The following is an 11,690-nucleotide window of genomic DNA, read 5'->3' as shown; positions in this document are numbered from 1 at the left end:
ACAGGGACCCCGACATGAGCAACCCGTTCGAGAACCCCGACGGCGTCTACTCCGTCCTCGTCAACGACGAGGGCCAGTACAGCCTGTGGCCCGACTTCGTGGACGTCCCGGCCGGCTGGACCGTCGCGCACGGCCCGGCCGGCCGCCAGGAGTGCCTGGACCACATCGAGGCCCACTGGACGGACCTGCGGCCCAGGAGCCTCGTCGACGGTGCCTGAGCCCGGCGGGGCCTGAGCCCGGCGGGGCCTGAGCCCGGCGGGGCATGGCGGAGGGGGCGGCCCGCACGGGCCGCCCCCTCCGCCATGCCGTGGGACCGGTCAGGACGCCGGCTGCTTCACCTCGGTCGCCGTCCTGCCGTCCACCGCCGCGGCGAGCTGCGGCACCAGGCGGTCGAGGACGTAGGGGAGGCTCAGCACGGTCGACAGGGAGACCGCGTTGCCGTAGTCGCCGGTCTCCCGGACGAAGACCTCGCGGCCCTGCTTCACCACGTTCAGGTCGGCGTAGATCTTGTCGCCGTGCAGCTTGGCGACCGCCGTGGTGAGGTCCGGCAGGATCCACACGGCGACGTCCTGGTCGAGCAGGTCGAAGCGCTCCTTGCTGATGTTGGCCCCGAAGGTGTCCCCGATCACCTTGTCGAGATCCTTCGGCAGCGAGAAGCCGAGGCCGGACAGGATCCGCGAGCGGGTGTCCTGGCTGCCGTAGACGAACGTGCCCTCGTACGGGGTGGCCATGACGGCCGTGGCCCCGGCGAACGCCGGATGGGCCTTCCTGGCCGCCGCGAACTCGTCCTCGACGTCCGACACGAGCGCCTTGGCCTCGGCCTCCTTGCCCAGTGCCTTGCCGATCTCCTCGGTCTGCTGCTGCCACGGCACGCCGTAGTCGTTGTACGCCTTCGGCTGGGCGAGCACCGGCGCGAACTTCGACAGGCTCTCGTACTGGGCCTCGGTCAGTCCCGAGTACAGGGCGAGGATGAGATCGGGCTTCAGCGCGGCGATCTTCTCCACCTGCGGGCCGGTTCCGGTGTCGGTGAGGACGGCCGGCGCCGCCGCGCCGCCCAGCTTGTCCTGGGCCCAGGGGCCGACGGCGCCCCGGTAGCCGCCGAGCCACTCGGTCGTGCCGACCGGCACCTTGCCCAGCGCGAGGACGGCGTCCTGGTCGGTGAGACCGACCGTGACGATCCGCTGCGGCTCGGAGCCGATCGTCGTCCTGCCGTACTTGTGGTCGAGGGTCACCGGGAAGGCGCCGGCGGCGGACGATGGGTCCGGCCCCTTCGCGCCGGAGGACGAGGAACCGGAGTCGGAACCGCCGCAGCCGACCGCCGCGACGGCGAGCAGGACTACGGAGGCGAGCAGGCCGGACAGCCGTGAGGCTCTGGTTGCGCGGGGCATCGGTGATCCTTCTGTTCGTCGCGGTGCGTTCGGCGGGGAGTGGCCGGTTCCGGGGCGGGGGAAGGCGGGCGGGGGTTCTCGTCAGGGGCTGTGAAGGGGGCAGGGAGCGTCAGGGGCGTCGAGGGTGTCAGGGGCGGAGGAGCGGCTGCCGGACCAGGCGTGCCACAGGGCGGCGTACGCGCCGTCGGCGGTGAGCAGTTCGTCGTGCGTGCCGTTCTCCACGACCCGGCCGTCACCGAGGACGACCACCCGGTCGGCGGTGGCGGCCTGGCTGAGCCGGTGCGCCACGACCAGCGCCGTGCGGCCCCGCAGGGCCTGTTCGGCGGCCTCGTCGAGCCGGCGGGCGCCCGAGCTGCCCGCCTCGGCGGTCGCCTCGTCGAGGACCACGACCGGCGGATCGGCCAGCAGCAGGCGCGCCAGGGCGAGTTGCTGGGCGCGGTCGGCGGTGAGGCGGTGCCCGCCGTCGCCGACGACGGTCTCCAGGCCCTCCGGCAGCGCCTCGGCCCAGCCGAGGGCGCCCACGGTGGCCAGCGCTTCCCGCAGCTCCTCGTCGTCCGCCCGGGGACGGGCCAGCCGCAGGTCGTCGGCGAGCGACCCGGCGAAGACGTGCACCTCCTGCGTGACGAGGCCCACCAGGCGGCCGGACGCGTCCGGCGCGACGCCGCCGACGTCGATCCGGCCGCTCTCCGGCCGGTGCAGTCCCGCCACCAGTTTCGCGAGCGTCGTCTTGCCCGCCCCGGTCGTGCCGACCAGCGCGACCCGTTCCTCGGGCCGGATCTCCAGATCGACGCCGTGCAGCACCGGACGGCCGGGCACGTACGCGTGGGAGACGCCGGTCAGCGTCACGGACGGGGCGCCGGCCGTGGTCGCACGGTCCTGCGCGCGCTCGGCGGCCGCGGGTGCCGGTTCGTCCACCACGCCGACCAGCCGGGCCAGTCCCGCCGTCGCCGACTGGGCGTCGTCGAGCAGCACGAGCGCCGTGTTCACCGGTCCGAAGAGACTGTGGAAGTACAGCGCGGCGGCCGTGGCGGTGCCGACCGAGGCGGAGCCGGACCGCACCAGCAGGAACCCGGTGACCAGGACGGCGCTGAGGCCCGCGTACTCGGCGATGTGCAGACGGCTGTAGAAGCGCAGCACCAGCTGGACCCCGCGCATCGTCAGTTCCACCGACGCCCGCGAGCGGTCGGTGACCCGCCGGGTGTGTCCTGCCTGGAGCCGGTACGCCCGCACGGTCCGCGCCCCGCCGATGGTGTCCAGCAGCTGCTGCTGCTGGGCCCCGGTGGCGACGCGTTCCCTGGCGTACAGGGGCACGGCGTTGCGCACGTACCAGCGCGCGGTGTGCGCCTGGACGGGCAGCGCGACGAGCGCGGCCGCCAGGAACCGCCAGTCCAGCAGGGCGAGGGCGCCCAGGGTCAGCACGATCGACAGCGCGGAGCGCGCCAGCTCGGGCAGGGCGCCGCGCACCGCGTCGGCGACCCGGGACACGTCCCGGGTGACCCGGGCGTTGAGGTCGCCGGAGCCCGCCTTCTCCAGCCGCTCCAGCGGCAGGGAGAGCGCCCGCTCCACGAACAGCTCGCGCAGCCGGGCGAGCACGGTCTCGCCGAGCCGGGACACCAGCGACATGCCCAGCGCGGTCGTGACGCCCTGCACCACGGCGACCCCGGCCAGCGCGACGACGGGCAGGGTGAGGGCGTCGGGGGAGCGCCGCTCGGTGACGATGTCGACGAGGTGGCCGAGCAGGGGCTGGGTGAGCAGTCCGACGGAGGTGGCGAGCACCATCAGTCCGAACCCGGCCCAGGCCAGCCCCCGGTGCGGCCGCAACAACTCCCGCACCGCGGCCCGGGTACGGGCGGGAGACGCCGTCGGCAGCAACGCCCGATCGGCTTCCGCCTGTCCGGCCCGCGTCCGCGCGCCCGCCGTCCGTCCGGCTCGCACGCGCGCCGCTTCCGCTCGTCCGGCCGCCGCCTGTCCGCCCGCCGTCCGTCCGGCTTGCGTGGGCGGGGCCTCCGTCGGTCCGGTTCCCGCGTGCCCGGCTTCCGTCTGCGCGGCTGGTGTCCGCTGGGGTTCCGTGGTCACGCCAGCACCGCCGTCCGGTAGGTCGCGTCGGTCCGAACGAGTTCGGCGTGTGTGCCCTCGGCGCCGACCCGGCCGTCGTCGAGGAGGACCACCCGGTCGGCGACGGCGAGCAGGGCGGGGCTGTTGGTCACCACGACCGTGGTGCGGCCGTGCCGGATCTCGCGCAGCCCCTCGGCGATACGGGCCTCGGTCACCGCGTCCACGGCCGTCGTCGGATCGTGCACGACCAGGACGGGCGGCTCGGCGCGCAGGGCGCGCGCCAGCAGGACGCGCTGGCGCTGACCGCCCGACAGGGACCGGCCGCCCTCGCCGACACCGGTCGCGGCGCCGTGCGGCAGGGAGCGGGCCACCTCGTCGGCGTGGGCGGCGGCCATGGCGCGCCGTGTCCGGGGATCCGCCGCCCCGTCCGGCCCGTCCACCCCCTCAGGCCCGGCTGTCCCGTCCGACGCGTCCGACCCCTCCGAAGAGTCTGCCCCGTCCGGCGCGTCGGCCCCGTCCGGCGCGTCCGCCGCGCCGATCTCCGCAGGGCCGCTCCACGAACCCGGCTCCGACTCCGGTTCCGGCGTCACGTTCGCGGCCAGCGAGCCGTCGAACAGCACGGCGTCGTGGGCGGCCACCAGCACCGCCGCCCGCAACCCCGCCGGGTCGAGCCGGGTCAGCGGCACGCCGTCGAGCTCCACCGAACCCGACTCCGGATCGCTCTCGCGGCCCAGGCAGCGCAACAGGGCCTCGGCGGAGGCCGGATCCGTCACGGCGATCCCGGTCAGCCGCCCGGCCGGTACGTCGAGGTCGACGCCGTCCGGCCCGCCGAGCCGCACCCCGCGCAGCCGCAGTTCCCCGCGCACCGGGTCCGGCACCGGGGCCTCCCCGCCCACCACGGCGGGCGGCGCGGCGAGGACCGCGGCGACCCGGGCGGCCGAGGCCCGGCCCTGCGCCAGTTCGGCGTTCACCCAGGCGAACGTCTCCAGCGGCCCCAGCAGGAACAAAGCGAGACCCACCGCGGACACCAACTGCCCCAGCGTCAGCGAGCCGTCGAGCGCGAGTCGCCCGCCGACCAGCGCTATCAGCGCGATGAACCCCCCGGTCAGGGCGAGGACGAGCCCGGTCTGCCAGGACTCGGCGCGTGCCGCGCGCAGGGTGGCCGCGAGCGAGGCGCGGCTGGTCCGGCGGTACCGCTCGACGGCCGCCTGCTGGGCGCCGAGCCCCTTCAGCACCCGGAGTCCCGCCACCAGGTCGGCGGCCACTCCCGAGGCGTGGGCGGCCCGGTCCTGCTCGGCCTCGCTGCGGCGCTCCAGCGGCTTGCTCAGCAGGTGCCCCAGCCACAGCAGCACCGGCGTGCCCAGCAGCACGATCAGCCCGAGCGGCACGGACGTCAGCAGCAGCCACACGGCGCTGACGGTGACGCCCGCGACGGCCCAGATGCCGCTCATCAGCGCCATGTTGACCGCGCCGACGCGCTTGGCGTCCTCGGTGGCGACATTGGCCAGGTCGCCGGGCAGCCGTCCCGCCTCGGCGCCGCCGCGGGCGTCGAGCACCCGGCGCACGATCGCCAGGCGAAGGGTGTGCGCGGCCTCTTCGGCGCCCCGCTCACCGGCCCGCGCGCCCAGCCGGAAACTCCACGACAGCGTCACGTACAGCACGGCCAGGACGGCCAGCCAGAGGACGAGCCGCCCGGCGTCCTGCCCGGCCACGGCCTGGTCGATGACGACACCGATGAGCACCGGCACCAGGGCTTCCCCCAGCTGGTGCACACACCCGAGCGCCGCGCCGAGGCCGACGCGCCGCGCCTGCCCCCTGACCGAGCGCGTCAGGACGTCCCGCCCCGACCGTTCCCCTGAACCCACCGGCCACCCTCCGGACGCAAGTCAACTTAGGCAAGGCTACTCTAAGTGAATGCGGGCGAGTCAATGCCCCGGCGGCCCGCGGGACCGCGCGGAACGCTCCCGGCCCGACACCGGCCCGGCCCCGCCGGGGCCGGTGTGCTTCAGTGGGCGCCGTGACCGTCCCCGGCCGCGCCGCTCGGGCCGGCCCGCTCTCCGGAAGGGAACGGACGTCCGTGCACGTGCTGATCCTGGGCGGGACCGCCGAGGCCCGTCGGCTCGCCGAACTCCTGGCGGCCGGCGCCGTGCCCGGACTGCGCGCGACGACCTCCCTGGCCGGGCGGGTGACCGCGCCCCGGCTGCCGCCCGGTGACGTCCGTGTGGGCGGTTTCGGCGGGGCCGAGGGGCTCGCCGCGTGGCTGGCCGAGCAGGAGGCCGACGCCCTCGTCGACGCCACCCACCCCTTCGCCGGGACCGTCAGCCGCAACGCGGCGAAGGCCGCGGCCGACGCCGGTGTCCCGCTGCTCGCGCTGCGCCGCCCGGGCTGGGTCCCGGTGGCGGGTGACGTCTGGCACGAGGCCGGATCCCTCGCGGAGGCCGCCGAGCTGCTGCCCGCGCTCGGCCGGCGGGTGTTCCTCACCACCGGGCGCATGGGCCTGGCCGCCTTCGCGGCCCTGGACGACCTGTGGTTCCTCGTGCGGTCCGTCGACCCGCCCGAGCCGCCGGTCCCGTCCCGCGGGGAAGTGCTGCTCGACCGCGGGCCCTTCACCCTCGACGGGGAGCGCGAACTGCTGCGCCGTCACCGCATCGACGTCGTCGTGACCAAGGACAGCGGGGGAGCGGCGACCGCCCCGAAGCTTGCCGCCGCCCGGGCGGCGGGACTGCCCGTGGTCGTGGTGCGCAGACCGCCGGTCCCCGCAGGGGTCCGGGTCGCGGCCACGCCGGAGCAGGCCCTGGAATGGCTCGCGCGAGCCGGGCGGGGCGGGCGGTAGCGGGCCGCCGGGGCCGACGCCGTGTCAGAGGGCCGGCCCGGCGCCCGGGCGGGGCGTCGGACTGACCCCGTCGAGGATCGCGCGCCGCCCGCGGCACGGGTGACCCGGTCGGCGCGCAGCCCCCGGACTCCGGTCGCCCCGTCACCGGTCGCCCCGTCACGGGTCGTGCCGTCATCGCTCGTCACGGCGGCTCCGGGCCTCTCACCGGCTGTCGTGCCTGGTTACTATGCTTCTTCAGGCCAGAGGGAGAGAGCCATGCTGACCGAGGTCACGGCGACCCGCTACCTCGCGCCGCTGCGGGCGGGCGGCTCCGTTCCCGCCGTCGTCGAGGCCGACGACCTGGGCACCTACGTCGTGAAGTTCACGGGCTCCGCGCAGGGCCGCAAGGCGCTCGTCGCCGAGGTGATCGTGGGCGAACTGGCCCGGGCGCTCGGGCTGCGCTTCCCCGAGCTGGTCCTGGTCCACTTCGACCCGGCGGTCGCGGACGCGGAACCGCACCAGGAGGTGCGGGACCTGCACACCGCGAGCGCGGGGCTCAACCTGGGGATGGACTTCCTGCCGGGGGCGGAGGACTTCACGCCGGAGGTCGCCGAGGTCTTCCCGGTGGAGCCGCTGGAGGCCGGCAGGATCGTCTGGCTGGACGCCCTGACCGTGAACGTCGACCGGACGGTCCACAGCTCCAACCTGATGGTCTGGCCGACGTTCGGCACCGTCCCGCCCCGGCTGTGGCTCATCGACCACGGCGCCGCCCTCGTCTTCCACCACCGCTGGGACGGCGCCGCCCCCGAGCGGCGCTACGACTTCCGCCACCACGCCCTCGGCCGCTGCGCCCCGGACACCCGGGCGGCCGACGCCGAACTGGCGCCCAGGGTGACCGAGGAGCTGCTGCGCCGCATCGTGGCGGAGGTGCCGGACGCCTGGCTGGCCGGCGAGGCGGGGTTCGCCGCCCCGGACGCGGTACGGGAGGCGTACGTGCGCTACCTCCACGCGCGCGTGCGGGCCTCGGCGGCGTGGCTGCCCACCGACTTCCCCGCCCCGGAGGAGCTCGCCGCCGACGAGGCCCGGCGCGCGGCGAGGACACGGCAAGGACGGCCCGACTGGCTCAAGCGGGTCCCCGACCTGCACGGCAAGCCGGCCGCGGAACAGGATTGGTCGGTGCACCTCGGATGAGCGGAACGAGTGACGCGGGCGGGCGGGTGGAGATCGAGTACTGCACCCAGTGCCGTTGGCTGCCGCGCGCGGCCTGGCTGGCGCAGGAGCTGCTCACGACCTTCGAGGGCGAGCTGACGGAGCTCGCCCTGAAGCCCGGCAAGGGCGGGATCTTCGTCGTCCGGGTGAACGACGAGGTGGTCTGGGACCGCCGCGAACAGGGCTTCCCGGAGCCGACCGCGGTGAAGAAGCTCGTACGCGACCGAGTGGCCCCGGGAAAGTCCCTGGGCCACTCGGACGGATGAGACGGACGAGACAGGGGCGCCTCCGGCCGGGGCCGGTGCTCAGCCCCGGAGCTGCTCGTACGCCGGCAGGGTGAGGAAGTCCGCGTAGTCGTCGTCGAGGGCGACCGTCAGCAGCAGGTCGTGCGCCTGCTGCCAGTGGCCGGCCGCGAAGGCCTCCTCGCCGATCTCCGCGCGGATCGCGGCCAGTTCCGCGGCGGCGACCTCACGGGCCAGCTCGGGCGTGGCCTTCACCGTGGTCCCGTCCCGCTCGAACTCCACCCCCGCGTTGATCCACTGCCAGATCTGCGAGCGGGAGATCTCGGCGGTGGCCGCGTCCTCCATCAGGTTGAAGATGGCGACCGCGCCCAGGCCGCGCAGCCAGGCCTCGATGTAACGGATGCCGACCTGCACGGCGTTGACCAGGCCCGGGTAGGTCGGCCTGGCCTCCAGCGAGTCGATGGCGATCAGGTCCGCGGCCTTGACGTCGACGTCCTCGCGGAGCCGGTCCTTCTGGTTCGGCCGGTCGCCGAGCACGGCGTCGAAGGAGGCCATGGCGATCGGCACCAGGTCCGGGTGGGCCACCCACGATCCGTCGAAACCGTCCTGCGCCTCGCGGTCCTTGTCCGCCTTGACCTTCTCGAAGGCGACCTTGTTGACCTCCTCGTCGCGGCGGGACGGGATGAAGGCCGCCATGCCGCCGATGGCGTGCGCGCCGCGCTTGTGGCAGGTGCGGACGAGGAGTTCGGTGTACGCGCGCATGAACGGGGCCGTCATCGTGACCGCGTTGCGGTCCGGGAGGACGAACTTGGCGCCGCCGTCACGGAAGTTCTTGACGATGGAGAACAGGTAGTCCCAGCGGCCGGCGTTCAGCCCGGAGGCGTGGTCGCGGAGTTCGTACAGGATCTCCTCCATCTCGTACGCGGCCGTGATCGTCTCGATGAGCACGGTGGCGCGGACGGTGCCCTGCGGGATGCCGAGGCGGTCCTGCGCGAAGACGAAGACCTCGTTCCAGAGACGGGCCTCCAGGTGCGACTCCGTCTTCGGGAGGTAGAAGTACGGGCCCTTGCCGAGGTCGAGCAGGCGCTGGGCGTTGTGGAAGAAGTACAGGCCGAAGTCGACCAGGGCGCCGGGGACCTGACCGCCGTCCGGGTCCACCAGGTGGCGTTCGTTCAGATGCCAGCCGCGCGGGCGCATCACGACCGTGGCGAGCTCGCTCTCTTCCTTCAGGGCGTACGACTTGCCCGACACCGGGTCCGTGAAGTCGATGTTCCGGGTGTAGGCGTCGGCCAGGTTGATCTGCCCGAGGACGACGTTCTCCCAGGTCGGCGCGGAGGCGTCCTCGAAGTCCGCGAGCCAGACCCGGGCGCCCGAGTTGAGGGCGTTGATGGTCATCTTGCGGTCGGTCGGACCGGTGATCTCGACCCGGCGGTCGTCCAGGGCCGCGGGGGAGGGGGCCACCCGCCAGGAGTCGTCCGCGCGGATCGCCGCGGTCTCCGGGAGGAAGTCGAGGGTGGAGGTGCGGGCGATCTCGGCGCGGCGGCGCGCGCGCCGGGCGAGGAGCTCGTCCCGGCGCGGTGTGAACCGCCGGTGCAGTTCGGCCACGAAGGCGAGCGCCGCCTCGGTGAGGACCTCCTCCTGCCGCGGCAGGGGCTCGGCGTCGACGATGGCCAGCGGGGACGGCGCTGGTGCGGACATGAGCGGTCACTTCCTTCAGCGGTGGCACCGGGTGCCAGTCGAACCGGGTACGGGCGGGCGGGGCCCCGGAAGGGCCGAGTCCTTCTGATCAGTGGATACTAGTTTCCTCATCGTGGAACTTCAATGATTTGTTGATGTCGAGACTCTCCGCGTCGAGGCAAGGTGGCGCTCGGTGCCAGGTCCCTCACTCGAGGTGGGCGAGGTCCTGCGGGGTGTCGATGTCGTAGGGCTGGGCCACGTCCCCGCACTCGACGAGCGTGATCGCCTCCTCGTGCTGTCTCAGATAGGCGCGTGCCCCCCGGTCGCCGGTGGCAGTCGCCGCGATGCCCGCCCAGTGGGCGGCGCCGAACAGGACGGGATGGCCCCGCACGCCGTCGTAGGCGGCGCAGACGAGCGAGGACTCGTCCTCGTACGCGCCCAGCACCCGGCCCACGGCGCGCGGCCCGATGCCGGGCTGGTCGACGAGGAGCACCAGCGCGGCGCGCGCCCCCGTTCCGGCGAGCGAGTCGAGCCCGGCCCGCAGTGACGTGCCCATGCCCTCCTGCCACGCCGGGTTCGGCACGATCACGCTCCCCTCCAGCCGGGCCCGCTCCCGTACGGTCCCGGCGGCGGCCCCGAGCACCACGTGCACCCGCGCGCAGCCCGCCGTGCGCAGTACCCCCACCGCGTGTTCGACGAGCGGCCGTCCCCGGTGTTCGAGCAGCGCCTTGGGGCGGCCGCCGAGCCGCCGCCCGCCGCCCGCCGCGAGGAGCAGGCCGGTCACCTGGTCCGCGGCCCGGTCTTCCTTGTGCGTCATGCGTCCTGCATACCTGACGTGGCGTCGGTCGTGCGGTCGCGCGGGGCTGAATTTCGGTCCGCGCAGTGGCGCCCGCCGCGTCGGGTGGCGTTTACTGACCCGCGCGTCCTCCGGTGCCCGGCCGGTACCGCGGGGCTGCGGGGCGGGTGAGCGCGCACGCGCGCTCAGCGGAGCGCGCGCGGGGGGAGAGCTGTGGTGCGGAGCTTGAGGCAGAGGGCAGTGACCGGCAGCTACGAGGATCCGAGGGTGACGGGACTGCGGACCGCGGTGTCCCGGCTGCGTCGCGAACTCGCCACGTATCCGGCCGAGTTCCCGGACCGGGCGATCGCCGAGGACGAACTCGCCGCGCTCGCCGCGATGGTGACCCACGGGACCCCCGAAGCCCCCCGGTTACGCCGGTCCTTGCTGCTGATCGCGGGCTCGATCGGTTCGGTGAGCGCGCTGGCCCGGAGCCTGTCGGAGGTGCGCCGGGCCGTGGAACTGTTCGGGGAGACGCCGCGCCGCTGAACTCCGGCAGGCCCGGCAGGCCGGTGCGCGACGCCGCGCCGGGGCCGGCCGGACGCGCGGGGGCCGTCCGGACGGGGGGCGGCGAGGGCCCGCGCTAGACCGCCGGTCCGGAGCTCGTCAGGGCCTGTGACAGTTCCACCGCGACCTGGCGCAGCACCGGCACGATCCGCTCCGTGGCCGCCTCCGTGACCCGGCCCGCCGGACCGGAGATGGAGATGGCCGCGGGGGTGGGCGAGTCCGGCACCGGCACCGCCAGGCAGCGCACGCCGATCTCCTGCTCGTTGTCGTCGACCGCGTAACCGGCCTGCCGCACGTCCGCGAGGGCCGCGAGGAAACCGTCCGGGGTGACGATCGTCTTGTCCGTGGCGGCGGGCATGCCGGTGCGGGCGAGCAGCGCGCGCACCTCGTCGTCCGGGAAGCCCGCGAGCAGCGCCTTGCCGACCCCGGTGGAATGCGGCAGGACGCGGCGGCCCACCTCGGTGAACATCCGCATCGAGTGCTTGGACGGCACCTGCGCCACGTACACGATCTCGTCCCCGTCGAGCAGGGCCATGTTGGCCGTCTCGCCGGTCTCCTCCACCAGGCGGGCCAGATACGGGCGGGCCCAGGTGCCCAGCAGCCGGGCGGCGGACTCGCCGAGCCGGATCAGCCGGGGGCCCAGCGCGTAGCGGCGGTTGGGCTGCTGGCGGACGTAACCGCAGGCCACCAGGGTGCGCATCAGGCGGTGGATGGTGGGCAGGGGCAGTCCGCTGCTCGCGGACAGCTCGCTCAGGCCGACCTCGCCGCCCGCGTCCGCCATCCGCTCGAGGAGATCGAAGGCGCGCTCGAGGGACTGGACCCCGCCGCCGGCGGGCCGGGCGGAGTCGGTGGTGCTGGCGCTGGACGTCGGCACGGCGCGTTCCTTTCGAAACTGGCGGAAGGGCTGAAGCCTACCCGGCGGTCGGTTGACTCCTCGCTTGCGCGTGTTGAGATTCTGCTGGTCG

The 11,690-nt window shown here is 74.6% G+C and carries 11 protein-coding genes; 5 read left to right on the top strand and 6 right to left on the bottom strand.

Annotation, left to right across the window (positions count from 1 at the left end; all coding sequences use genetic code 11):
• The first annotated feature begins 14 nt into the window (after window positions 1–14).
• On the top strand, window positions 15–218 hold the full coding sequence (locus tag J2X68_RS22225) for an MbtH family protein (protein WP_310434281.1): 204 nt from the start codon (window positions 15–17) through the stop codon (window positions 216–218).
• A gap of 99 nt (window positions 219–317) precedes the next feature.
• Here the strand turns inward: J2X68_RS22225 and J2X68_RS22220 are convergent, their stop codons facing one another.
• From J2X68_RS22220 to J2X68_RS22210, 3 genes are all read right to left on the bottom strand, one after another.
• Window positions 318–1,388: an iron-siderophore ABC transporter substrate-binding protein gene (locus J2X68_RS22220; RefSeq protein WP_310434280.1), complete on the bottom strand. Its 1,071-nt coding sequence runs from the start codon at window positions 1,386–1,388 to the stop codon at window positions 318–320.
• 81 nt (window positions 1,389–1,469) lie between these two features.
• Window positions 1,470–3,323, bottom strand: a complete 1,854-nt coding sequence (locus J2X68_RS22215) for an ABC transporter ATP-binding protein (RefSeq protein ID WP_310434279.1) — start codon at window positions 3,321–3,323, stop codon at window positions 1,470–1,472.
• Between the two features lie 137 nt (window positions 3,324–3,460).
• Entirely contained in the window at window positions 3,461–5,308 is a 1,848-nt protein-coding gene (locus tag J2X68_RS22210; RefSeq protein ID WP_310434278.1) for an ABC transporter ATP-binding protein, read from the bottom strand.
• Between the two features lie 212 nt (window positions 5,309–5,520).
• On the opposite strand from J2X68_RS22210, the gene J2X68_RS22205 reads away from it, so the two are divergent.
• From J2X68_RS22205 to J2X68_RS22195, 3 genes are all read left to right on the top strand, one after another.
• Complete coding sequence (locus J2X68_RS22205) at window positions 5,521–6,276, top strand: cobalt-precorrin-6A reductase (protein WP_310434277.1); 756 nt, start codon at window positions 5,521–5,523, stop codon at window positions 6,274–6,276.
• A 255-nt stretch (window positions 6,277–6,531) separates the two neighbouring features.
• Window positions 6,532–7,446 carry a HipA family kinase gene (locus J2X68_RS22200; RefSeq protein WP_310434276.1) on the top strand — a complete coding sequence of 305 codons (915 nt, stop codon included), beginning with the start codon at window positions 6,532–6,534 and terminating at the stop codon, window positions 7,444–7,446.
• Complete coding sequence (locus J2X68_RS22195; RefSeq protein ID WP_310434275.1) at window positions 7,443–7,730, top strand: Rdx family protein; 288 nt, start codon at window positions 7,443–7,445, stop codon at window positions 7,728–7,730. Before J2X68_RS22200 ends, J2X68_RS22195 begins: the two co-directional genes overlap by 4 nt.
• Window positions 7,731–7,769: 39 nt before the next feature.
• On the opposite strand, the gene aceB is transcribed toward J2X68_RS22195, so the two are convergent.
• Window positions 7,770–9,404, bottom strand: coding sequence for a malate synthase A (aceB, locus tag J2X68_RS22190; RefSeq protein WP_310434274.1), 1,635 nt, complete (start codon window positions 9,402–9,404; stop codon window positions 7,770–7,772).
• A 184-nt stretch (window positions 9,405–9,588) separates the two neighbouring features.
• On the bottom strand, window positions 9,589–10,200 hold the full coding sequence (locus J2X68_RS22185; protein WP_310434273.1) for a nucleotidyltransferase family protein: 612 nt from the start codon (window positions 10,198–10,200) through the stop codon (window positions 9,589–9,591).
• Between the two features lie 192 nt (window positions 10,201–10,392).
• Between J2X68_RS22185 and J2X68_RS22180 the strand changes: the two genes are divergently transcribed.
• Entirely contained in the window at window positions 10,393–10,707 is a 315-nt protein-coding gene (locus J2X68_RS22180) for a DUF5955 family protein (protein WP_310434272.1), read from the top strand.
• A gap of 94 nt (window positions 10,708–10,801) precedes the next feature.
• Here J2X68_RS22180 and J2X68_RS22175 read toward each other — a convergent pair whose 3' ends face one another.
• Window positions 10,802–11,599, bottom strand: coding sequence for an IclR family transcriptional regulator (locus J2X68_RS22175; protein WP_310434271.1), 798 nt, complete (start codon window positions 11,597–11,599; stop codon window positions 10,802–10,804).
• Between the last annotated feature and the right edge of the window lie 91 nt (window positions 11,600–11,690).

Source organism: Streptomyces sp. 3330 (assembly GCF_031456635.1).
Lineage (GTDB): Bacteria > Actinomycetota > Actinomycetes > Streptomycetales > Streptomycetaceae > Streptomyces.
The sequence above is the reverse complement of the archived record's forward strand: the minus strand, read 5'-3'. Positions and strand labels throughout refer to the sequence as shown.

Bases quoted from the DNA above. Each gene is read 5' to 3' on its own strand.
- J2X68_RS22225 (WP_310434281.1), top strand. From the start codon at position 15: ATGAGCAACCCGTTCGAGAACCCCGACGGCGTCTACTCCGTCCTCGTC.
- J2X68_RS22220 (WP_310434280.1), bottom strand. From the start codon at position 1,388: ATGCCCCGCGCAACCAGAGCCTCACGGCTGTCCGGCCTGCTCGCCTCC.
- J2X68_RS22200 (WP_310434276.1), top strand. From the start codon at position 6,532: ATGCTGACCGAGGTCACGGCGACCCGCTACCTCGCGCCGCTGCGGGCG.
- J2X68_RS22195 (WP_310434275.1), top strand. From the start codon at position 7,443: ATGAGCGGAACGAGTGACGCGGGCGGGCGGGTGGAGATCGAGTACTGC.
- aceB (WP_310434274.1), bottom strand. From the start codon at position 9,404: ATGTCCGCACCAGCGCCGTCCCCGCTGGCCATCGTCGACGCCGAGCCC.
- J2X68_RS22185 (WP_310434273.1), bottom strand. From the start codon at position 10,200: ATGACGCACAAGGAAGACCGGGCCGCGGACCAGGTGACCGGCCTGCTC.